Raw genomic sequence first — 21,513 nt, 5'->3', positions numbered from 1 at the left:
CTTTAACCATCGCGGCGATCCCCGGCCAGGCGGGCAAAAAAAAGACCCCCGCTTGAGGCGGAGGCCGTGGAAGAGGACTACCCTAGCGGGTCTCGCGGTGGGTGGTCGACGCGTTGCACCTGGGGCAGTACTTCTTCATCTCCAGGCGGTCCGGCGTGTTGCGACGGTTCTTCTTCGTAATGTAGTTGCGCTCCTTGCAAACCTCGCATGCGAGGGTGATCTTGGGGCGAACGTCTGCAGACTTACTAGCCACTATTTTTCCTCACGTTCGGCTTGTGAAGCGGGTGCTTCGTCGTTCTACGATACGGCGGATGCCGCACCGGTCGTAGCGAGGGCGGGGTTTGAACCCGCGACCTCACGATTATGAGTCGTGCGCTCTGACCAACTGAGCTACCTCGCCTCGTCCATCCCCGCGAACGAGAATGAATGGAGCCCCGAAAGGGAATCGAACCCTTGACCTTCTCCTTACCATGGAGACGCTCTGCCGACTGAGCTATCGGGGCAACCTCGGATAGCGTACCAACCTGATGGGACGCCATCCAACTTCGCGGACGTGGCCCTCGCCATAACCGCTGTTCTTTCGAACTGTGGCGGGTGAGGGATTCGAACCCCCGTAGCTTTCGCGTCTGATTTACAGTCAGATACCATTGGCCGCTCGGTCAACCCGCCGTTGCGCTGAAGATGCGCACGGCAAAGAGACTAGCAGTTCTCCCCCGCGCACTGTCAAACCAGAACGGCACTCCCAACTGCAGTCATGGTCACACTTAGCGCAAGGGGCTACAGTGATGGGTAGTCAGTGACCACCCAGCTACTAGGAGGAACCGTGGCCAACTCTTCGTTCGACGTCGTCAGCCGCTACGACGCCCAAGAGGTCGACAACGCCGTCAACCAGACCGCCAAAGAGGTCAGCCAGCGTTACGACTTCCGCAACGTCGACGCCGACATCACGCTCAAGGGCGATGTCATCACGCTCACAGCCAACACCGCCGAGCGTGTGCTCGCCATCCTCGACGTGCTCCAGACCAAGCTCATCCGCCGCGGACTATCCCTGAAGCAGGTGGACTTCGGCGACGGCGAACCCAAGCTATCCGGCAAGCTCTTCCACCTGTCCGGCTCACTCAAAGAGGGCATCAGCCAGGAGAACGCGAAGAAGATCACCAAGCTGATCCGCGACGAGGGCCCTAAGTCCGTCAAAGCCCAGATCCAGGGCGACGAGGTGCGGGTGACCTCCAAGTCGCGCGACGACCTGCAGGCGACCATTGCCCTGCTCAAGGCCGGCTCCTTCGACGTCGCCCTCCAGTTCGTCAACTTCCGCTAAGGACGCGGGTCGCCGCTTTGCCCAGTAGGCCCAGCCGCCTAGTACGGGTTGCCGCCTAGTAGAGCTTGCCGTCGTGCTCCTCGCCACGGGAGACGGCCGTCATAGTCTCGCGCTCGACCACCTTGATACGTGCACGTCCCTGATCGGCGCCAAGCGCCATCTCGTATTCGTTGAGCAGCTCCCAGCCGCGCCACGTGGTGTAGCGCACGCCTCGCTCCTCGAGAACCTTCGCCGTCTCCTCCCAGCCGAGAGCGTCGGTGGTGGCGTGCAGCTTGCCTTCCTGGTAGTCCTCCACGAGGTGCCCCACGGTCTCCTGCGCGTCGGACTTCGTGGAGCCGATCAGGCCCACCGGCCCGCGTTTGATCCAACCGGTGGCGTACATGCCGGGGATGACCTCCCCGTCCTCACGCGTGACGCGCCCCTCGGTGTTGGGGACGATCCCGCGGACGGCGTCGTAGGGAGCACCGGGGATCTCCGAGGAGAAGTATCCCACCGCACGGTAGACGGCCTGGACGGGGTAGTCGATGAACTCGCCGGTGCCCTTGACCGTGCCGTCACCCTGGAGGGCGGTGCGTTCCATCCGGATGCCTTCCACGTGCTCCTCGCCCAGGATCTCAGCCGGCTGCTGGAGCATGTGGATGTGGATGCGGCGCGAAGCGGTGAGATCCTCGGGCTCTTGGAAGACCCACTCGGTGAGTTGCTCGACGACCTGCCGGGTCATCTTCGACTCCTCCATCGCCTTCTCCGAGCCGGCGTCGTAGTCGAAGTCCTCGGGGTAGACGATCACGTCGACGTCGGGAACCTGGCCCAGCTCACGCAGCTCCATCGGGGTGAACTTCACCTGGGCGGGACCGCGACGACCGAAGATATGGACGTCGGTGACGGGCGACGTGCGCAGGCCCTCTTCCACGTTGCCCGGAATCTCGGTGACCATGAGGTCGTCCGGGTGCTTGGCGAGGATGCGGGCGACGTCGAGCGCGACGTTGCCCACGCCGAGCACCGCGATCTCCTTAGCCTCGAGCGGCCAGGTGCGCGGGTAGTCGGGGTGGCCGTCGTACCAGTAGACGAAGTCGGCTGCACCGTAGACCTCCGGCAGGTTAGAACCGGGAATGTTGAACGGGCGATCCTGGTCGGCACCCGTGGCGATGATGACGGCGTCGTAATGCTCGTGCAGCTCGTCGAACGTGAGGTCGCGCCCGATCTCCACGTTGCCCACCAAACGGATGTCGCCGCGTTGGAGCACGTTGTACAGGGCGTTGATGATCGCCTTGATGCGCGGGTGGTCAGGGGCGACGCCGTAGCGCACCAGCCCGTACGGCGCCGGGAGCTTCTCGTACAGGTCGATCTTGACCTCGACTCCCGACTTGGACAGGATGTCCGAGGCGTAGATTCCGGCCGGGCCGGCTCCAATGACTGCTACGTGAAGTGGACGATCGGCCACACTTTCCCCTTCTCGATTCCGACGCCGGATGTTCCGGCCTAAACGCCCTCCATCCTAATTGTTCGACGCTACGTTCCTAGAGTAAGAGAGGGGCGGGTGACGTAATCGTCACCCGCCCCTCAGTATTCGCACTCTAGGCGTCGGCTGCCGGACCGTATTCGCCGGTGGTGGCATTGAGCCTGATCACGCCGTAGGTCCAGCCACGACGGCGGTAAGCCGCGCAAGGCTGCTTCGTCTCTTCGTCAATGAAGAGGTAGAAGGGGTGACCCACGAGCTCCATTTCATCAATGGCCTGCTCCACCGACATGGGCTTGGCCTCATACAGCTTCTGGCGCACGACAGCGGGCGAATCACCGAGCTGGCTTTCGACTGCCTCGCCCACCGAGCTGGGGTGCGTGGGCTCAGCAGGCTCCTCCTTCGCTGGCTTGGCCAGCAGTTCGTCCACCGGCAGGTCGCGGACGACTTCGTCGCGACGCTCGCCCTTGCGGCGGTTCTTCTTCTTTTCGTGCCGGCGGCGCAACCGCTCGAAGAGCTTCTGTGCCGCCAAGTCAAGAGCTCCGAAACGGTCGGATGCCGAGGCTTCAGCGCGGACCACCGGTCCTTTATCCCGAACGGTGATCTCAATCCGCTCGGATGTCTCCACCTGGGACGGGTTCGATTCGTGCGTGACCTCCACCTCGACGCGCTGCGCGTAGGGAGCGTACTGCTCGATCTTCGCGAGCTTTTCCTCCACATGCGCGCGGAACCTACTCTGCACCTCGGTGTTTCTACCGGTGACGACGATTTCCATGATGACCTCCTTGGCCGTTTTCGAAAGTGGGAATGACCCAGAAACCATGCCTGCCTCTGCAGGCGACTGCCTCGCCTCCTTTCCTGATATTTCTCCTGTTCACGTAAAGAAACTGGATGTACTTATTATACGGCCCGAAAGGGCTCGGTGTGACCTCTTGCACGTAAATCGCGGGGATCTTTTGCCGCCGCGAGCACGAAAGCGCCGCGTACCGTGCCTGAACGCGATTTCACTGCGCGCGAAGCCCCCGCCAGCGTGGCGCCGGTGGTCACGACGTCGTCGACCAGGATCACGTCCGCGCCCTCCAGGTTCGCCGTCACGGCCGTGATCGCGCGGGATTTGGCCCCGCGGGCGCGCAGCGAGGCACGCCCACGAACGCCAGGCCAAAGGTCCCCCAGCCCGCGCGGCTCCCGGCGACGCCGCAGCACGTTTGCCACCTCGACGCCGTACATCTGCGCCACCGCCCGCGCAATCACTCCTGCCACGAATCGGCCCTGGCGGGCGCGGTGCCGCACAGAGGGCGCGGGCACGACCAGCGTGGCGGCCAGCTCGGGCGGTGGATGGGCTCGAACCACCTCGCTAAAGGCACGGTCCATTCGGCGATCGGCCATGTTCTTCCACGCCACGATCGCACCCGCCGCCGCGCCCGTGTAGCTCGCGAGCGCAAAGACCGGGAATTCGGCGTGCTCCTCGCCTGCGCGGCTGAGGTAGGGCAGGTGCTCCGTCACGTCTTCCCACCCGGAAAACTCCGCGCGGCAGCGCGGGCACAGGTCTTCGTCCCACTGCCCACAGCCGGCACACCAGCGCGGGTAGAGCAGGTCGAGGAATTCGTTCCATTGTTCTTCTAGCCGTTGCATGGCCCCATTCTGCCCCGGCGCCGCCTGCCACTGTCCCCGGCGCGACGCAAAAGCGGGGTCGCGACCCCGCAAGGCGGACTGTGGAAAACTGGCTCTTCCTAGTTGAGTGTGTGGGTTGTTATTGAGTCCGCCGGTCTCGCGTGGTGCGCCGATGAGCGTCCGGCCCCTACCCGCCAGCAACCCGGCGCCACCCAGGGTCAGCCCGGGAGCGCGGGGGAAGCAACCCCCTCGGCGATGAGCCGCCAGCCCGCGCCGTCGTAGGAGAACAGCCGATTCGTGTCGTCCTGTATGACGATCGTGTCAGTGCCGCGCCCGGCCGTCAGGTTCACCACGTTGTCGACGGCCGCGAGCGACGTCGTCGGGGTGCCAATGCCGACCACGTGGATGGAGCTGGTTGACGACGTCGACTGCCGCCCCACTGCTGCGAGGCGCACCTCGCTGACCCACGCCACGTCCGTGATATCCACGAGCGACTGTCCGAAGCGCACCGGCGCGCCGATCTCGATGGGGGTGCCGCTGGCGTCGCGCAGGATGGAAACTGCGTTCAGCTGAACCTCACCCTTTTGGTCGGTGACGATCGCCATCCGTGAACCCTCACGCGAGACGGCCAGGCTGCGAACATTGAGCCCCTGCAGGTAGGGCACGGAGAGACGTTTCGAGTCCCCCGAGGCAAGGTCGACCGCGATCAGCTCGCCCTTCGAGGCCGCCTCGCCGGACCACACCCAGCCGCGTGAATCGATCGAGGGCCCCACCAGCTTGTTCCCGCTGGCGATCTGCACCGGCGCCGAACCGTCGAAGAAGACGGAGTACAGGCCCTTCCCGCCGTTGCCGAGCGCGGCGCCCCTGGTGACGGGCTCGTTGTAGGAGGTGGCGAGCATCGTGAGCCCGAGGCTTCCGCCGGAGCCCTCCACGCTCACCTCGCCGCCACTGACGGTGGCGGGTGAACCGTTTGCTAGGCCGGCGAGTGTGTAGGTGGCGTAAGGGTAGGGGCTGAGGTCGATCTTGGAGGGGAACTCAAGCTCGGCGCCTCCCGAGGTCAGCTTGACGTCCTGGATACCGGGAAGGTTGAGGAGCGTCCCGGAGATCTGCGCCTCCATGGCCATCATGTCCGACGCCGCCATGGAGGCGACCTCGGAGCTCAGGTCGACCTGTGCCACGCCGTCGGTGACGCGAACGCCGCGCTGGGTGAGGCTCGCCTCGGAGGGGATGGCCGAGTGTGCGGCCGGCGAGAGCCACGACGACGGTCCCTGCAGGAGCGCCTGGACCGCGCTCGTGGCCTGGGTGGCGGTCAGGTACCAGCGGGCCTCGGGGACGAGGGCGCCGCGGTCCGGGGTAAGGAAGTAGATGGTCGTCTCGCTGTACAGGGAAGCGAAGACCGAACTGGGCACCACCACGCCCTGGTCGAGGACGGCGATGCGCCACTCTCCCTTCGCGTCACGCGTGAGGGAGAATTCGGAGTTGAGGATGGCGTCCGGCGCGGCCTCGGTGTAACGCCCGTTTTCGTCCAAAGTGGCGAGCGCCGCGGCGCTGACCCGGATCGCTCCCGTGCGGGTGGAGGAGATCGACGGATTCTGGGCGTCCTGGTAGATGCGGACCTCGGTGCTCGGATTCCAGCGCGCTGCGGCCTCGGGGGTGAGGAACTGGCGGGCCACCGAGAAGTCGCCGGACAGGCCCGCGGCCGCGGCCCGCAAGAAGTCCGACACGAGTGCCTCCGGCGTCGATCCCGGCGTGGGCCCCTGCGGGTCGAGCACCACGGCGCCGCTGGCGTTGGAGGGTCGCTCAACTTGCTGCGGCGCGCCCGAGGTTGGCAGGCTGGCACAGCCCGCCAAGACGAGCATCACGAGGACGATCGCCAGCTTCTTCACGACTCCTCCTGACTCTTGACATCCAGGCGAAGCTCAGCCGCGGCGTCGGGATCGTCTTCGACGACGACGTCGAACGGGCCATTCGCCGTCTGCTCCGGGACCTCCGGGGCGTCTTCCTCCGGCAACGGCTGGGGCGCCTCGAGAGCGAGCGGCGCGACGAAGCTGTCGTGGGGCACCTTGGGCAGGGTGAAGAGGAAGGTGGACCCCACACCTAGTTCGCCGGCCACCTCGATGGTGCCGCCATGGATCTGGGCGTCCTCGCGGGCAATCGTGAGCCCCAGGCCGGTGCCGCCGGACTTGCGCACGCGGGAGGAGTCGGCCCGCCAGAATCGGTCGAAGACGTGGCTGATCTGCTCGGGCGACATCCCCACCCCGTGGTCCTGGACCCGCACAGCCACCGCCGTGTCGTTCGCTGCCACGACGACGTTGACCGGGTTGCCCTCCGCATGCTCAAGCGCGTTGACCAGCAGGTTACGGGCGACTCGCCGAACGCGTCGTGGCTCGATCTCGGCCATCGTGTCGCCCGTAGCCTCGTAGGTGACCTTCACCCCGTTGGAGACGGCGAGCGGATCGGCCGCCTCGATGACGTCCGCAACGAGCGAGCCGACGTCGGCGGGCTCGGTGGCGAGGGTCATGCCGCCGGCGTCGTAGCGGGAGATTTCGAGCAGGTCGGCAAGCGTGGCGTCGAGGTTGAGTAGCTGGTTGTACTGCAACTCGGCCGCGCGCTTGAGCCCGCTCGGCAGTTCCTCGCGGTGGTCGTAGATAAGCTGGCCGGCCATGCGGACAGTGGTCACCGGGGAGCGAAGCTCGTGGGACACGGCCGAGACGAACTCGGTTTGCACCTTGGAAATGCGCTCCATCTGAGTAAACTGCGTCTCGAGCGACTCGGCCATCTGGTTAAAGGACTCCGCCAGCTGCGCGATCTCGTCCGAGCCGCGCACCTCCATCCGGGTGTCGAACTCACCGTCCGCCAGCTGGCGGGCGCCCTGCGATGCCGCCCGCACCGGGGTCAGCACCCAGCGGGTCACCCCCCAGCTCACCGCGCCGAGGATCGTGAGGAGGATGGCTATCGAAATCCACATCACTTTCACGGTGGTGTCGATGAGGGACTGCTGGCTGTCTAGGGAGTATGCGGCGTACAGCTCGTAGCTACCGGAGCCGCGGATGTCGATCGTCGTGCCCACCACGATGCCGGGAATCGACCGCTTATCGGAGGGGACGCTCACCGACTGCCAGCCGATCTGCCCACCCGCCGTCACCATCTGACGAAGCTCATCCGAGACCAGCGATCGCACCTGGGTGGCCGACGCCGTAGCCGGTTCAAAGATCTGGGTGGGCAACGCCTCCTGATTCGGCGTCCGGATCAGCACCGCGCCCAGCAGGCCGCGGGAGGGGTCATACATCGAGGACACCAACTGGTTGGCCACCTCTTGGGAACGACCCGCCGTCGGAGCCGAAGCGGTAAAGCGATCCTGGGCAAGCTGGACGTCGGTGGAAAACTGCTCCACGTTCGTCGTGACCGCGTTATCAAACACTGAAGAACGCACCTGGCTCGAGATCGCCATGCCCATGATGATAATGCCGCCGATTCCTGCCAACACGATAAGCGATACCACGCGAAGGCTGAGCGAGGAATACCAGCGCTCACGGATGTAATCGAGGCGCCGGACGGATGCGGAGATGCGCTCGCTAACTTGCGCGCTCACCGGCTCGTGGTCCCGGCGCGGTAGCCCACGCCACGAACGGTGAGGACAACCTCAGGGTTCTCCGGGTCCTTTTCGACCTTCGAGCGCAGGCGCTGGATATGGACGTTGACCAGGCGCGTATCCGAGGGGTGACGGTAGCCCCACACCTGTTCGAGGAGCTCCTCACGGGTGAAGACCTGGAAGGGTTTGCGGGCGAGCACAGAAAGCAAATCAAACTCGAGCGGGGTCAAGTGAAGCGGCTTGCCGTCACGGCGTACCTCGTGCGCCTTGAGGTCGATCGACAGGTCGGCAATCTTCAGCGTCTCCGACTCGGGCTCTTGGCGGCGCAGGCATGCCTTGACGCGCGCGAGCAGCACGGAGTTTTCGAAGGGCTTGGTCACGTAGTCGTCCGCGCCGGCCTCGAGGCCCGCGATGACGTCCACCGAGTCCGTCTTGGCGCTCATCATGATGATCGGTACGTCCGACTCGTCGCGCAGCGCGCGAGCCACCGACACGCCGTCCATGCCCGGAAGCATGACGTCAAGGAGGATGAGGTCCGGGTGCTCTGCCCGGAATAGGGGTAGGACGGAATCGCCGTGGGCGCATGCTGACACGACGTAGCCCTCGGTTTCCAGCAGGATCGCCACCATCTCCGAGATCGCGGGATCGTCATCAACCACTAGAATGCGCGTTGCCATAGCCTCTACCCTCTGTCGGCGTGTTTGTAGACATGATATCAGCTGAGATATGAACTACCGCGACGGTGGGCACCCTAAAAATATGTCGGAGCGATCGGGTAGATTTGTTACGTAAGCACATGAAAGGTGAAGCGATGTCGACATCCGATTTCCCAGGTCCTCTCTACGGCCAGTATGGCGACGATCAGCCTTTGATCCACCAGCGTACCGATCCATGGCGCACCGTCATTCCGATGCACCCGCTTTCGGTAGGCGAAACGCTCGACGCGGCCATGCGCCTTCTCCGTTTCAACCCCGGGCCTTTCATCGTGTTCCCGATCGTTGTCAACCTCGTCGTCTCCGCAATCGACGTGCTGCTGGCACTGGCGCTCGGGCAGTCGCTGTCCTTCGATCCGGGGGACGTGAACAACGTCTACATTTTCCTCAGCCTCTTCATTACCTTCGTCGCCAATCTCCTGGTGATTGTGGCGGGCACGCGGGTGACGTTGGCTTCCGTACGCGGGCAGAAGCTCAGCCTCTCCCAGACCTTCGCGCTCGCCAAGGATGGCCTGGGGCGGATCGGGTTGCGTATGCTCGGCTTTGCCCTGATCGCTGTCGTGGCGATCACGGTGGCAATCTTCATTTTCGCCATCGGGTTTAGCACGGTGATCTTCGCGGCCTTCGGTTCGGATTCGGGGGCGGGATTCCTCATCGCCAACTTGATCGTGCTGGTGGTCGCCTACATCGCCTTCCTGTTCTTCGCCTTCTACCGTTTCACCGTGGCCCCGCCCGCCATGGTAGCCGAGGATCTCGGCCCGTTCGAGGGCCTGGCACGCTCCTGGAGGCTGACCAAGGGGTCGCTGGGCTACTTCCTGGGCATGTTCGTCTCGCTCGCCATCATCTCCATCGTCCTGACCACAATCCTCGGCATCGTCTTCACGCTGACTGCCAGCACCGCTTTTGATCCAGTCACGGGCAGCGTCAGCGCCACGATGGGCACGCTGGGTTCCATTATTTTCTCCCTGCTGATGTCGGCCCTTCTGGTGCCCATTTCGATGGCGATCATCAACCTTATCTACGTCAACATGCGCATGAAGCGGGAGAACTTCCACCAGGAATTCCTCTATGGGGCTGGGGCAGCCACTCAGATGGGCGCGGGCCAGGTGGGCGGCAACGCTTTCGACCAGGGCGGGTATGGTCAGCAAGCCGGATACCCGCAGCCGGGCTACGGGCAAAATGCCTTCGACCAGAGCTACGGCCAGTACGGCCAGACGGGCGGCTACAACCAGACGGGCGACGCCAACGGCACACAGCAGTCGAACCCCGAGGGCTGGGACGGCCGCCCGCAGTGGTACGGAGACACCGAGAAGTGACCTTCGTTCCGTTCACCCCGGATGCGGACACCGCCCAGCAGCTGGCCCAGACCGAGCTGTCGAAGGCGATGTACGATCACTCTCCGAATCTGCTCGAACGATTCATCCAGTGGATCTTCGAGCGGCTCACCACCGTCACCAGTCAACTTTCCCCCGGCGAAGGCGGGGCGGGAAACCTCACCGTCATTGTCGTGCTTGTCCTCCTCGTCATCGCCGTCATCTTCTTCGCCGTCCATCATTCACGGGCAACCAGCGCGCCCGCCGCCCGGCAGCGCAAGCAGCTCTTCGATGACGACCGCACGGCGGTCGTTCTCTTCATGGCTGCCGACCGCGCCGAGCAGGTCGGCGATCTTGACCTCGCCGTCGTCGAACGTTTCCGCGCCATCATGCGCCTGCTCGATGAACGCGACCTCATCCATGCGTTTCCGGGCATGACAGCCCAAGAGGCCGCTCAGGAGGGCTCGCTTAAGCTCGGGCACGTGGAGGCGTTCTCTGCCTGCGCGCAACTGTTCGACGACGTCTACTACTGGCACCGCCACGCCACCGCCGCGGATCTCGAATCCACCCGCGAACTCCAATACGTGGTCTCCTCCAGCGAGGCGGTCGCATGAGCGTGAGCCCGCGCAAGACGTCTCGTAGTAGCCTCGTTCTGGCGATCATCGCCCTCCTCGCCGTCGCCGTCATCGCCTTCGTGGACATTCCCCAGGAGGGAGAACCATACTCGCCCACTTCCACGGCCGGCGACGGCACGCGCGCGCTCGCGCAGATCCTAGGCGATCATGGCGTCAAGGTCACGCAGGCGGGCGTCGCCGAGGCCGAGGATCTCGCGGAGGCCGACACCACGATCGTCATCGACCCCAATTTCTCCGCCCCCACCGAGGTGACCCAAGCCTTGATCGAAACCCGGGCGACCATCGTCGTCCTCGGGAACTCCTTCCACGCGGAGGACTTCGGCTTCGACGGTTACACGAACTCCTTCCCGCCAATCCCGCTTGCCGCGGCGTGCAACGATCCAGACGCCGACGAGGCGCGCGGGATCAGCCCGGTCTCGGCCACCTTCACGCCAGCCCGGACCCAGGACGTGCTCGGCTGCTTCCCTCAGCTCGGCGGCTACGGCTGGGTGCAACTCACCTCCAACCCGAGAATCTCCTACATCCCGGACCCGGCCTTTCTCACCAACGATTACCTCGCTGACCACGGTAACGCCGCCTTCGCCCTGCGCAAGCTCGGCACCCAGCCCCGACTGCTGTGGGTTGGGGGAGACTACTGGGAGAGCCAAGACCAGGACACGCCGCAGTGGGCGGGCCTGCCATCGTGGTTCTTCCCGCTCCTCGCCGGCCTCGCACTGAGTGCCGGCTGGTGGGCCTTCTACCGCGGGCGCCGCTTCGGCAAGCTCGTGGCCGAGCCCATGCCCGTCATCGTTCCTGCCTCGGAGGCCGACGCCGGGCGCGGCCAGCTCTACCACCGTGGGCGTGCCACCGCCCACGCCGCCAACTCGTTGCGCGCCGGCGCCATCTCCCGGGTAGCGCGCGGGCGCCTGAGTCCGACTTCGCCGCGCGACGTCGTCGTGGACGTACTCGCCCAGGCAAGCGGGCGCGGCCCGGCCGAGGTTGATGACCTCCTCTACTCCCGCCCCATCACATCCGACGCCGACCTGTCCAGGCTGGCAGACCAGCTCAAAGAATTCGAAAGGGAAATCAATGACCGCTGACTTCACGCGCCCGGGTCAGAACCCGGCCCAGCCCCAGGGCGGCTACCAGCCCCACCCCCAGGGCGGCTACCAACCCCAGCCCCAGGGCGGCAACCAGGTGCCGGGGCACAGTGCGGAGAGCTTCCGCCCGCCCATCACCCAGCCGGCCGAGGAAGCACCGGCACAGTCGGACGCGGCGGAGAAGTTCCGCAGGATCCGCGTCGAGATCGCCAAGGCGATCGTGGGCCAGGACCACGCGGTCACCTCGGTGCTCATCGGGCTCCTGTGCGATGGCCACGTGCTCCTCGAAGGCGTGCCCGGCACCGCGAAGACGCTGCTGGTTCGCTCGCTGGCCGCGTCCCTCGACCTGGACGCCAAGCGCGTCCAGTTCACCCCGGACCTCATGCCGGGCGACCTCACGGGTTCACTGATCTACAGCTCCTCCACCGGAGAATTCTCCTTCCGGCCTGGGCCGGTCTTCACAAACCTCCTCATCGCTGATGAAATCAACCGCACCCCGCCCAAGACCCAGGCGGCTCTCCTTGAGGCGATGGCCGAACGCCAGGTGTCGGTGGACGGCGAACCGCGCACGCTTGCCGATCCTTTCATGGTGGTCGCCACGCAAAACCCGGTCGAATATGAGGGCACCTATCCGCTCCCGGAGGCCCAGCTGGACCGTTTCATGCTCAAAACGACCCTGCCGCTGCCCCCGCGCGAGGTCGAGGTGGAGATCCTGCGCCGCCACGCCGGCGACTTCGATCCAGCCGACCTGCGCACCGCCAATATCGAGGCGGTCGCCGGCGCGGAGGACGTGCGCCGGGCGCGCGAGGAGGTGGCAGACGTTGAGGTGAGCACCCGGGTGCTGGACTACATCGTTGACCTCGTGCGCGCTACCCGCGTCTCGCCCGCCGTCTCCCTCGGCGTCTCGCCGCGCGGTGCCACCGCGCTCCTTCACGGATCGCGGGCGTGGGCGTGGCTGACTGGGCGTAGCTACGTCACGCCCGACGACGTCAAGGCTCTCGCCGTGCCCACCCTCACCCACCGCATCCAGTTGCATGCCGAGGCCGAACTCGACGGGGTCGGTCCCCGCTCGGTCATTGAGTCGATCCTCGCCTCGGTGCCGGTGCCGCGCTGATGTTTATCCGCCTTCCCGCCGTCGTCTGTTCCGCCCTGGGCATCGTGCTTGCGGTGGTGACCCGCGACGCCGGCGTCGCGCTGCTGGTGAGCATCATCCTCGCTCTGGTCGTGCTCGCCGACGCCGCGCTCGCGCCCAATCCTGCGCTCCTCGTGGCCGATCACGACGGGGAGGATTCGGTGCGCGTGGGCGACGAGACCCACGCGACCATCACACTCTCCAACCCTTCCGGGCGCCGGATCTCGGGTGTGTTGCGGGACGCGTGGCCGCCATCGGCGAATGTTTCCCCCACCCGCCACGCCTTCGCCCTGCCTGCGCGCAGTGAGACCAGCTTCGATGCCACGCGTCGCCCCGACCGGCGCGGCACCATCCATTCCTCGGCGCTGACGATCCGCACCTTCGGCCCGCTCGGTTTGGCCGGCCGGCAAAAGTCGGCTCCCACCTCCTGGCAGATCCACGTTCTGCCACCCTTCGTCTCCCGCCGCCATATCCCGTCCCGGGTGCGCCAGTTACGCGAGCTCGACGGGCGCGCCCTCCTGCTCACCCGCGGCGAGGGCACCGAGTTCGATTCCCTGCGCGAATACGTGGCCGGTGACGACGTCCGGGCCATCGACTGGCGCTCGACCGCTCGCCTAGGCGAGACCCTGGTGCGAACGTGGCGACCCGAGCGGGACAGGCACGTCGTCGTCGTCCTCGACGCCGGCCGCGGAGGCGCCCTGCGCGTGGCGGACGTACCCGCCTTCGACGCGTTCATCGAGGTGGCGCTCCTGCAGTCGGCGATCGCTCAGCGGGCCGGTGATCGCGTGTCCGTCATCGCGGTCGACAACACGCTGCGGGCACGTCTCGCGGCCGAACGCACGAAAACGATAACGCATAAGGTAGCCCAAACCCTGGCCGACATCGAACCGACTCTTAACGCCACCGACTGGGCCTCCTTGCCGCTCTACATCTCCCAGATTTCCAAGCGCCCGGCCTTCGTGGTCATCGCGACGACGATGGGCGGGGGCACTCTGTCCTCCGGCCTGGTCGACGTCCTGCCCACTCTCAAGCGCACCCATACCGTACTCATCGCTGCCGTCCACCCCGACGAGCCGGCGCCGGCGAACGGCATCGACGCCATCTATGAACGCGCTGCCCACGAACGCTCCGAGCTTGAGGCGAACAACCTCGCCCGCTCGCTCGAAAGCGCCGGCGCGAAGGTGGTGCGCGGGGACGCGGAGCGCCTGCCGGTGGCGGTGGTCGACACCTATATGAACCTCAAGGCCCGCGGCCTGCTCTAGCCCGCCGGCCGCCCGGACCAGCGTTGCGGCGCTAGGCGGCGTACCGAATCGGTGTCTCGTCCCTGGTCTCGCCGCGCCCGAAGGCGTAGACCCAGGTCCAGAAGGCGAGCAGGACCCCGGCGCCGATGGCGATCTTGACGCCCCAGTGGAGGTAGGAGGGCGTCACGAAGCCTTCCACGAGGGCCGACACGAACAACACGCCCACGAGGCCGAGGGCGACGAACATCGCCTGCTTGCCTTCCGCGGCGAGCGCCTGCAGGCGCGGCCTATCGCCGGGGACGAGCAACGTCCAGAACAGCTTAAGGCCGGCGGCCCCGGCCACGAAGATGGCCGTCAACTCGAGCAAGCCGTGGGGTCCGATGAGCTGGAAGAACACCGGTAGCGCGCCGAAGTAGTCGAGGATCGCGCCGGCCTGCCCCACGCCCACGGCGTTTTGACCGATCACGTAGATGGGGAAAATGCCCGTGATGCCGCCCCCGACAGCCTGAAGCGCGATCCAGGCGTTGTTCGTCCACACCATTGCGCCGAACTGGGCGCCGGAGAATTCGCGGTAGTAGGCGGCGAAGGCCTCATCCGCGTACTGCCGCAGGTACTCGTAGGAACCGAGCTGAAAGATCTCGTTGGGGTTGAGCCGGAAGTAAATCATCACCATCGCACAGATCAGGACGAAGGCGAGCCCTACGGCGTGCACCCACCAGCGGATCCTGTAGAAGGCGTGCGGAAGGGTGGAGGTGATGGCGCGGCCAAGCGAGCGCAGGTTCGCCCCGCGGATCTCGGTCAGCCGGGCCCTGGCGGCGCCGACGGTGGCAGAGAGGGTGAGGATCAGGTCGGGGTCGGGGGCCTGGGTGCGCACGGTGGCCAGGTGTGCGGCGGAGGCCTGGTAGAGGCGCACGAATTCGTCGGCCTCGGAGCCGGACAGGCGCGGCTTGGCCGTCAATTCGTCGAGGCGCTCCCACTGGGCTTGGTGCGCTTTGGCAAAAGCTAGACTCTCCACACTCCAAGGGTGCCACAAATGCGGCCAGCGATGAAGGTAGGCTTAAAGCGTGGCAGAACACAGCATCATCACAGGCGAGGGAGTCGAACTCGAGCTTCCGGCGGCGACAGTGCTTTCGCGCATCGTCAGCGGCCTCATCGACTACGGGCTGCTCACCATCGCCTACACGGCCCTCATTTTTAGCCTCGCCTCCACCTTCCCCGACCTCAACGGAGCCCAGGTGGGCACGCTGATCGTGAGCGCGACAGCGATCTTCTTCTGGCTGGTGCCCGCGCTGGTTACTGCCTCCTCCAACGGGCGTTCGTTGGGAAAGCTCGCCACCCGCACACGCGTAGTTCGCCTCGACGGCGGCACGATCACCGCGAACCAGGCTTTCATCCGGGCCACGGCCGGGATCCTCGAGGTTATCGGCACCTTGGGCCTCATTGCCACGGTGGCCTCGTTCGTCACGAAAAACAGCCAACGGCTCGGCGACATGCTGGCCGGCACGTACGTCGTACGATGGCCCTCCCGCAGCACCTGGGAGCCCCGGGCGTCGATGCCGCGCGAGCTGGCCGGGTGGGCCCAGATCGCCCAGACGCGCGCCCTGCCCACCGGCCTGTCGCTCAACGTGGCGGACTTCCTCAAGGGTCGCGATCGCCTGACCGCGCAGGCCCGCCAGGCCCAGGCGCGGGCGCTCGCCGCCGCGTGCGAGAAGTACGTCGCTCCCCCGCCCCCGTGGGGCACCCCCGCCGAGGCCTTTATCGAGGCTTTGACTGTCATCCGCTACGACGTCGAGCGGCGCCGTTTCGCGGAGGCCGCCGAGCGGCGCCAGCGGCTTGGCACGCGGGTGGCGGAGATTCCCTACGGCCTCGACGAGGCCGCCTGGGCGCAACGCTGAGACCAGCGCGCGGCTAATAGTAGTCGATGTCCTCCGGGTAGCAGTCGAGGGCGCTGGCGAGCTGGCTGGTCACGACGTCGTGGATGAAGATGCGGGCGTCGGGCTCGCGGCGCATCTGTTCGAGGATCGGCATGCGGTAGAAGATGAGCCGGCCGTGGATCTTCGCGGGCCGCTCGAAGGGCAGGAAGCGCGCGAGCGGCACCCCATCCTCCCAGGGGGCCGGGTCCTGGCCGGGCACGTCTATGACCGCGAAATCAAAGCGGTCCATCCTCTCCCCCAGCACCCGCCGGTAGCCGCCGAGCTCCCAGGCGAGGAGGTCGTCGAACTCGTCGGCGCGGGTGCGCCAGGCCGGGACGGACGCGGGCAGGATTGGGCCGCGCGGGCCGCGCCCATGGCGGTCGCGGCGTCGGGCAGATCGGGGAAAGGACATGACCCTACCCTAACCCTTCTGCCGCATCCGGCGGGGATGAGACTAAGGTAGAGGCGTGAGTCTTCGAAAGTGTTCCCGCGTCGGTTGCAAGCAGCCAGCCGTCGCCACCATGACGTACGGCTACCGCGAAGCCACGGCCGTCATCGGCCCGCTCTCGCCCGTCCCGTTGCAGGGCGCTTTCGACCTGTGTAAGGAGCACGCCAACCACGTCACCGCGCCGGTTGGCTGGCAGATGGTTCGCCTCCAAACGGAGTTCGAGGAGGCGCCGCCCTCCACTGACGACCTGCTCGCCCTTGCCGACGCCATCCGGGAGGCATCCCGCCGCGATGTGCCGCCACCGACGCCGGCCCAGCGCGAGATCCGCAGACCCGCGGCCGACGTCTCCACCCGGCCCCACCCGCGCCCGCGCCTGACCGTCATCGACGGTGGGGAGGACGAGGGTGAAGACGAGGGTGAAGATGCCCAGTAGCCGCGCCCGCCTCGCCTCGGTCTCTCACTGTCTAGTTGCCTAGTTGGCGACGGTGAGCCGGACAGATTGGCTGGAGGTTGAATCCTGGGTCAGCGCGAGCCAGGCGACGCCCGTCTCCGTGTGAAGCAGCGCGGCGCCATACATCGGCTCGCGCGCCTCGACCGTGACGTAGTAGGCCTCGGCCGGGATCTCAACGCTGGCGATCTTGTCGACCGTCAGGGTCTGGTTATCCAGCTCCCGGCCCTCTGAATCGTAGCTCCTCCAGTTCACCTGCCCGCTTCCGCTGAGCACCAGGGTGCCCTCGTGTGGGCCCGCGGAGATGCCTCCACGGGTGACGGGTTCGCGGGCGGCCAGCCAGGCGACGTCGGCGCCGTCGTTGTCGGTGCGGGTGAGCGACACGCCCGCCGCGACGTCGTCGTTCGCACTGACGCGGAAGGCGTAGGAACCGGGAGCAAGGCCGGCGAGCGAGAGGTCGAGGACGGACTGCGGCGCCACCTCCACGCCCTGGGCGCCCTCGAGAGGACTTTCCTCTTTGCCCAAGGTGGTGACGGAGACGGTGGTGGGCTCGTCGTGGGGGTTGACGACGCGGAGGGAGGCGGCGCCTGAGTCGCTGATGACGACGCCGGGGATGACCACGTCGGTGCCGGCGGACGAGTCGGTGACCATGTCGATGCCGGCTGGCGTGACGCCGTCGAGTTGGAGAACCTGCATGGCGGCAACGAAGGAGCCCGTCTCGGAGGACAGCCGGATGGCGATACGAGGGTCGTCGGGGATAAGGCCGGTCAGGTCGCGGGTGGCCTCGCCGCCAGCCTCAAGGGAGAGGGAGGTCAGGCCCTGGATCTCGAGCCGGCCGGTTGAAGAGTAGACGTCGATGTTGATCGTGGTAGCGGTGGCCGAGGCGTTGCGGACCATGAGCGTGGACCAGTTGCCAACCCCGCTCGCCCCGCCGACCAGCCAAACCGTGTTGGTCGGCCACTCGCATGGTGCCGCGATCAGGCCGCGCGAATCGCCGGCCTCGGCGGTCTGGATGGAGGCGCCCGCAATCACGCCCTCCCCGCTCGCCACGCCCACTGCCGCCCCGCTCACCAGCAGCTGCTGCGGAAGCGCGCCGGTGAAGGCCTTGCCGTCGAAGGTGGCGGCGGCATCGGAGAAGACGCCGGCCCAGCTGCTCTTGCGCTCGTCGACGTCGACCGCGTTGATGCCGCCCGTGTCGGCGCTGCGGGCGCTGGCGTAGCACAGGAGGCTGGCCGGTCGTGGGCCGGTCTGCCCCTGCGGCGCCGCAACGGTGCGGGGTTGGGCGGGCTGGGCCCACGGCGTCGCCGTCGCTATCCCCGCACCCGCTGCGAGGGCCAGCACACCAATTCCGGTCACGAGCGCCCCGAGTGTCTTCTTCATTCGATACCTCCCACCCGCCGGCGCAACGGCAGCGACGTAATCAGGCTTGCCAGGAGCGCGGCGAACTGGGCGAGGACCAGCCCGCGGCCAAGGGGATCCACGTAGTCGATAGTCACCTTCCCCGAGCCCGTGAGCTGCCAGGCCTGAGCCCAGCCGGCTTGGACGGGGGCGAGCTCCTCGCCGTCCAGCGTGGCGACCCAGTGGGGGTCGGCGCGTTCCGCGAGGGTAAGGGTGGCCGGACCGCTCGCCTCGCCACGCGCACCCACGACGCCGGAGGCAAGCACCTGACCCGCTCGCGCGCGCCCTGCCGACTCGGTCACGCGCCAGAAGGTCCCGGCTTCGCCGGAGGTCACGTATTGCAGGCCCGTCGCCGTGTGGAGGCGGCCGATCAGTTGGCCCCGGAACTCGGGGGACTCACCCTGCCCCGCGGGCGGGACGAGCACGATGGCGATGGCGTGGTCGGAAAGCTGTGCGGCGTCGCCGGATCCTCGGGCAAGGCCCGCCACGACGTCTGCGAGCGCGGCGTCGGCCTCGTCTGGCTCGATATCCTGCCCGCGCGCCATGGTGTATTCATGCAGCTCTATGCCCTGCCCACGCCACACCTGCGCGCTGACGCCGGTGGAGGTCGGGGTCAGGGCGAGGACGCGCTCGCCCGCCGCCTCCGCCTCCACGGCGAGGGCCGGGAGGGCGGGGGCATTCGCGCCGAGCACGGGTTCCTCCTCCCACACTGTTTGCAATCCTCGCCCGCCCGCGGCGAGAACGGCGATCGGCAGGGCGACCATGACGAGCCCGCCCGCCACCTGGGTCAGCCCAAAGCTGCGGCGGCGCATCGCGGTGCGTAGGCCGTGCGAGCCGCACAGGATCGCGATCCACGCGCCGAGCCAGGCAATCGAGTAGCCCACCATGGGCGAGCCCTCCACGGTCTCGTATCCGCCGGCCGCAAGCCGATAGCCCACGGCGAGGGTCGGGGCCAGTGCGGCCAGCCCAAGCCCGGCGGCGAGGATAAGCCAGCCCAGGCGGATCCACCAGCGCCGGTGTAGGCGCAACAGTGCCAGAGCGCCAGCCCCGACCACGGCCGCGACGGCGATGAGCAGAACGGGGTCCGCGCGAAGGTGGCCGACCAAGGACAGGGCGGGGGCTGCGCCCGTCGGCACGCCCGGCTGGGCGAATAGCAGCCCGGGGGTGAAGCTCGCCAGGGAGGGCGCCAGTAAGAGGAGCGCCGGGACGGGCACCCACAGCCAGCGCTTGCGCTGGCCCTTGCGCCCCGCGAAGCCGATCGCGCCGAGGCCAACAGCGGCAATCGCGAAGAAGGGGGTGGCCGCGGCGAGCACGCCGAAGGCCAGGGAGAGCAGGCCGAGGCTACGCGCCGAGCCGCGCCACGCCCCCACCACGCCGAAAAGCGCTATCGGCAGGGTCACGTGGACGACGACGGCGCCGATCTGCCCGCCGGCGAGCGAGGCGAGGAACGGGGGCGCCACCACCCAGGCGAGCGCCGCCACGGTCCGCACCACCCACGAGGCGCTGATCCGCCCGGCGGCGAGGTAGCCGAAGGCGGCGCCGATCGGGATGGCGAGGTAGACCATGCCGGTGGCGAGCGCACCCAGGGTCAACCCGAACGGGTATCCGAGGGCGAGGAAGGGCAACATGACCACCCATAGGGGGTCGATGGCGTAGGCGTGACCGGAGCCGGAGTCGAGCCAGCCCGACCATATGAGGCGAGCCAGGGTGGGGGCGTCGGTGGTGTCGGCGGCGAGCCCGCCGCCCGACAGGACGCCCGCGGAAAAGAGGGGCAAAAAGAAGACGAGGGCGAACAGCGTGGTCAGCGCGAGCGTGAGGATGGCGCCGCGCCGAGTGTGGCGGGCGAGGTCCGCGCGGGCCTTGATCGTCAGCGGGTCGGGCTGCTCGGCAAGGATCTTGGCCTCCCTAGCCGACCTGCGCGATTCGCGGCGGGCAGAGCGAATGTCAGCTGCTTTGGCCTCGAGCGGGGCGAGGACGTCCGCCCCCACGGTCGCCACCTTCGCGATCCGGCGCCGCCCGCGCACGACGTCGTCGAGCATCGTCACGACGCGGGCCCCGGCGCCGAGCTCGGCCCAAGCGAGGGCCGTCTCCTTCGTGACCAGCCGGGCGAGCGCGCGCGGGAGGGCGAGCAGGAGGTATCCGAACACGTAGAGCGCTACGAGGGCCGCCGGCGCCGCAAGCAGGGAGTTGTAGATCTGGGCGGAACGACGCCGGGCGTAGGTGCGCTCGGGGGTGGTGCCGAGCCCGGAACGGGCGTGGCGGACCACGGCGGCCGGGGCGACCACCACGCGATAGCCGGCGCGCCGGACACGCCGGGAAAACTCGAGGCCATCGCCGAAGGGGCCGAGGAACGGGTCGAGACCGCCCAGGGCGTCCCACACGGAGCGCCGGACGAGGGCCCCGGCAGTCCCCACCGCGAGCACGTCGGTGCGCGAGTCGTACTGGCCCTGGTCGCGCTCGCCTTCCTCCACCTCGGGCACGCGGCGTGCGCTGCGTGTAGCGCGGATGCCCACCTCGAGCAGGACCGGGGAGTCGGCGTCCTCCCACGCGATCTGCTTGGGACCGACGACGCCGATGCGGTTCGAGCCCTCGCCCGTGCGTAGCAGTGTATCGAGCGCGGCGGGCTCGGGGCGGGAGTCGGCGTGGAGGATCCACAGCCAGTCGGCGTCGAAAAACTCCAGGCCGGAGAGGATCTGGGCGAGGTTCTTGCCCCTCGCGTGGACGAGGTGGATGCGTTCGCCGTCCGGGTCAAGCTCGGCGTGCACCGGCTGGACGTAGGGGGAATCGAGGCTCGGCACCGCGACCACGATGTGATCCGGATGGTGAACCTGCTCCCTCAACCCCGCCAGGGTCTGGGAGAAAAAAGAAAGGTCACGGCCGTGGCACACCACGATCGCCGTGACTTTCTCACGCGTGACGCTATCCACTAGCGCCCTCCGCGCGCTGCCTTACGCTCGCGAGCCATCCGCTTGCGGTCGTTATCCGAGGTGCCGCCCCAGATCCCGTGGCGGATGTCGTTCGTCACGGCGTACTCGAGGCACTCGGCCCGCACGGAGCAGTTCTTGCAGATCGATGTGGCCGGCGCGGTGGACCCACCCTTTTCCGGATAGAAGATGTCGGGATCCGTCTGCGCGCACAGCGCCTCTTCCATCCACGACAGGTCCGCGTCCTGAGCAAAGCCGTAGCCAAGGTCAAAGATTCCCTGCATCAGCCGTT

General features: G+C 67.2%; 20 protein-coding genes and 3 tRNA genes. 8 read left to right on the top strand and 15 right to left on the bottom strand.

The window, feature by feature from the left end; all coding sequences use genetic code 11:
• Positions 1–82 precede the first annotated feature (82 nt).
• From rpmG to J2S45_RS02655, 4 genes are all read right to left on the bottom strand, one after another.
• Complete coding sequence (gene rpmG / locus J2S45_RS02670) at positions 83–253, bottom strand: 50S ribosomal protein L33 (protein ID WP_082661174.1); 171 nt, start codon at positions 251–253, stop codon at positions 83–85.
• A gap of 73 nt (positions 254–326) precedes the next feature.
• A tRNA-Met gene (locus J2S45_RS02665) sits at positions 327–400 on the bottom strand.
• Between the two features lie 27 nt (positions 401–427).
• A tRNA-Thr gene (locus J2S45_RS02660) sits at positions 428–503 on the bottom strand.
• Between the two features lie 85 nt (positions 504–588).
• A tRNA-Tyr gene (locus tag J2S45_RS02655) sits at positions 589–669 on the bottom strand.
• Between the two features lie 154 nt (positions 670–823).
• Here J2S45_RS02655 and J2S45_RS02650 point away from each other — a divergent pair.
• On the top strand, positions 824–1,318 hold the full coding sequence (locus J2S45_RS02650; protein ID WP_307634473.1) for a YajQ family cyclic di-GMP-binding protein: 495 nt from the start codon (positions 824–826) through the stop codon (positions 1,316–1,318).
• A gap of 55 nt (positions 1,319–1,373) precedes the next feature.
• On the opposite strand, the gene J2S45_RS02645 is transcribed toward J2S45_RS02650, so the two are convergent.
• The 6 genes from J2S45_RS02645 to mtrA form a co-directional block, all read right to left on the bottom strand.
• On the bottom strand, positions 1,374–2,759 hold the full coding sequence (locus J2S45_RS02645) for an FAD-dependent oxidoreductase (protein ID WP_307634472.1): 1,386 nt from the start codon (positions 2,757–2,759) through the stop codon (positions 1,374–1,376).
• Positions 2,760–2,892: 133 nt separating this feature from the next.
• Entirely contained in the window at positions 2,893–3,549 is a 657-nt protein-coding gene (hpf, locus tag J2S45_RS02640; RefSeq protein WP_296930716.1) for a ribosome hibernation-promoting factor, HPF/YfiA family, read from the bottom strand.
• 125 nt (positions 3,550–3,674) lie between these two features.
• On the bottom strand, positions 3,675–4,406 hold the full coding sequence (locus tag J2S45_RS02635) for a ComF family protein (RefSeq protein WP_307634471.1): 732 nt from the start codon (positions 4,404–4,406) through the stop codon (positions 3,675–3,677).
• Positions 4,407–4,603: 197 nt separating this feature from the next.
• Positions 4,604–6,271: an LpqB family beta-propeller domain-containing protein gene (locus J2S45_RS02630; protein ID WP_307634470.1), complete on the bottom strand. Its 1,668-nt coding sequence runs from the start codon at positions 6,269–6,271 to the stop codon at positions 4,604–4,606.
• Positions 6,268–7,977, bottom strand: coding sequence for an MtrAB system histidine kinase MtrB (gene mtrB, locus J2S45_RS02625; RefSeq protein WP_270974914.1), 1,710 nt, complete (start codon positions 7,975–7,977; stop codon positions 6,268–6,270). The genes J2S45_RS02630 and mtrB overlap by 4 nt, the downstream gene beginning before the upstream one ends.
• Positions 7,974–8,654: an MtrAB system response regulator MtrA gene (mtrA, locus tag J2S45_RS02620; protein ID WP_270974915.1), complete on the bottom strand. Its 681-nt coding sequence runs from the start codon at positions 8,652–8,654 to the stop codon at positions 7,974–7,976. Before mtrA ends, mtrB begins: the two co-directional genes overlap by 4 nt.
• Positions 8,655–8,788: 134 nt before the next feature.
• Between mtrA and J2S45_RS02615 the strand changes: the two genes are divergently transcribed.
• From J2S45_RS02615 to J2S45_RS02595, 5 genes are read left to right on the top strand one after another with little or no spacing between them, the layout of a single operon-like run.
• Positions 8,789–10,006 (top strand): glycerophosphoryl diester phosphodiesterase membrane domain-containing protein, encoded by a 1,218-nt coding sequence (locus tag J2S45_RS02615; protein ID WP_307634469.1) that lies wholly within the window; start codon positions 8,789–8,791, stop codon positions 10,004–10,006.
• The gene (locus tag J2S45_RS02610) at positions 10,003–10,617 is read left to right on the top strand and encodes a DUF4129 domain-containing protein (protein ID WP_307634468.1); all 615 of its coding nucleotides are present in this window, start codon (positions 10,003–10,005) and stop codon (positions 10,615–10,617) included. Before J2S45_RS02615 ends, J2S45_RS02610 begins: the two co-directional genes overlap by 4 nt.
• Positions 10,614–11,717, top strand: a complete 1,104-nt coding sequence (locus tag J2S45_RS02605) for a DUF4350 domain-containing protein (RefSeq protein WP_307634467.1) — start codon at positions 10,614–10,616, stop codon at positions 11,715–11,717. The genes J2S45_RS02610 and J2S45_RS02605 overlap by 4 nt, the downstream gene beginning before the upstream one ends.
• Positions 11,707–12,831, top strand: coding sequence for an AAA family ATPase (locus tag J2S45_RS02600; RefSeq protein WP_307634466.1), 1,125 nt, complete (start codon positions 11,707–11,709; stop codon positions 12,829–12,831). The genes J2S45_RS02605 and J2S45_RS02600 overlap by 11 nt, the downstream gene beginning before the upstream one ends.
• Entirely contained in the window at positions 12,831–14,111 is a 1,281-nt protein-coding gene (locus tag J2S45_RS02595; protein WP_307634465.1) for a DUF58 domain-containing protein, read from the top strand. The genes J2S45_RS02600 and J2S45_RS02595 overlap by 1 nt, the downstream gene beginning before the upstream one ends.
• 31 nt (positions 14,112–14,142) lie before the next feature.
• Here the strand turns inward: J2S45_RS02595 and J2S45_RS02590 are convergent, their stop codons facing one another.
• Positions 14,143–15,105 (bottom strand): stage II sporulation protein M, encoded by a 963-nt coding sequence (locus J2S45_RS02590; RefSeq protein ID WP_307634464.1) that lies wholly within the window; start codon positions 15,103–15,105, stop codon positions 14,143–14,145.
• A 49-nt stretch (positions 15,106–15,154) separates the two neighbouring features.
• Between J2S45_RS02590 and J2S45_RS02585 the strand changes: the two genes are divergently transcribed.
• A complete protein-coding gene (locus tag J2S45_RS02585; protein ID WP_296930686.1) occupies positions 15,155–15,985 on the top strand; it encodes an RDD family protein in 831 nt (276 codons plus the stop codon).
• A gap of 13 nt (positions 15,986–15,998) precedes the next feature.
• Here J2S45_RS02585 and J2S45_RS02580 read toward each other — a convergent pair whose 3' ends face one another.
• Entirely contained in the window at positions 15,999–16,415 is a 417-nt protein-coding gene (locus tag J2S45_RS02580) for a metallopeptidase family protein (RefSeq protein WP_307634463.1), read from the bottom strand.
• A gap of 55 nt (positions 16,416–16,470) precedes the next feature.
• On the opposite strand from J2S45_RS02580, the gene J2S45_RS02575 reads away from it, so the two are divergent.
• Positions 16,471–16,884, top strand: a complete 414-nt coding sequence (locus tag J2S45_RS02575) for a DUF3499 domain-containing protein (protein WP_307634462.1) — start codon at positions 16,471–16,473, stop codon at positions 16,882–16,884.
• A gap of 39 nt (positions 16,885–16,923) precedes the next feature.
• On the opposite strand, the gene J2S45_RS02570 is transcribed toward J2S45_RS02575, so the two are convergent.
• The 3 genes from J2S45_RS02570 to J2S45_RS02560 are packed head-to-tail and all read right to left on the bottom strand — an operon-like array spanning position 16,924 to position 21,505.
• Complete coding sequence (locus J2S45_RS02570; RefSeq protein ID WP_307634461.1) at positions 16,924–18,279, bottom strand: DUF5719 family protein; 1,356 nt, start codon at positions 18,277–18,279, stop codon at positions 16,924–16,926.
• Positions 18,276–21,224 carry a glycosyltransferase gene (locus J2S45_RS02565; RefSeq protein WP_307634460.1) on the bottom strand — a complete coding sequence of 983 codons (2,949 nt, stop codon included), beginning with the start codon at positions 21,222–21,224 and terminating at the stop codon, positions 18,276–18,278. Before J2S45_RS02565 ends, J2S45_RS02570 begins: the two co-directional genes overlap by 4 nt.
• Entirely contained in the window at positions 21,224–21,505 is a 282-nt protein-coding gene (locus tag J2S45_RS02560; protein WP_296930725.1) for a WhiB family transcriptional regulator, read from the bottom strand. The genes J2S45_RS02565 and J2S45_RS02560 overlap by 1 nt, the downstream gene beginning before the upstream one ends.
• Between the last annotated feature and the right edge of the window lie 8 nt (positions 21,506–21,513).

Source organism: Trueperella abortisuis, from assembly GCF_030811095.1.
Classification (GTDB): Bacteria; Actinomycetota; Actinomycetes; order Actinomycetales; family Actinomycetaceae; genus Trueperella; species Trueperella abortisuis.
The sequence above is the reverse complement of the archived record's forward strand: the minus strand, read 5'-3'. Positions and strand labels throughout refer to the sequence as shown.

Excerpts from the sequence above, each read along its gene's own strand:
- hpf (WP_296930716.1), bottom strand. The coding sequence starts at position 3,549 with ATGGAAATCGTCGTCACCGGTAGAAACACCGAGGTGCAGAGTAGGTTC.
- J2S45_RS02635 (WP_307634471.1), bottom strand. The coding sequence starts at position 4,406 with ATGCAACGGCTAGAAGAACAATGGAACGAATTCCTCGACCTGCTCTAC.
- mtrA (WP_270974915.1), bottom strand. The coding sequence starts at position 8,654 with ATGGCAACGCGCATTCTAGTGGTTGATGACGATCCCGCGATCTCGGAG.
- J2S45_RS02615 (WP_307634469.1), top strand. The coding sequence starts at position 8,789 with ATGTCGACATCCGATTTCCCAGGTCCTCTCTACGGCCAGTATGGCGAC.
- J2S45_RS02605 (WP_307634467.1), top strand. The coding sequence starts at position 10,614 with ATGAGCGTGAGCCCGCGCAAGACGTCTCGTAGTAGCCTCGTTCTGGCG.
- J2S45_RS02600 (WP_307634466.1), top strand. The coding sequence starts at position 11,707 with ATGACCGCTGACTTCACGCGCCCGGGTCAGAACCCGGCCCAGCCCCAG.
- J2S45_RS02595 (WP_307634465.1), top strand. The coding sequence starts at position 12,831 with ATGTTTATCCGCCTTCCCGCCGTCGTCTGTTCCGCCCTGGGCATCGTG.
- J2S45_RS02580 (WP_307634463.1), bottom strand. The coding sequence starts at position 16,415 with ATGTCCTTTCCCCGATCTGCCCGACGCCGCGACCGCCATGGGCGCGGC.
- J2S45_RS02570 (WP_307634461.1), bottom strand. The coding sequence starts at position 18,279 with ATGAAGAAGACACTCGGGGCGCTCGTGACCGGAATTGGTGTGCTGGCC.
- J2S45_RS02560 (WP_296930725.1), bottom strand. The coding sequence starts at position 21,505 with ATGCAGGGAATCTTTGACCTTGGCTACGGCTTTGCTCAGGACGCGGAC.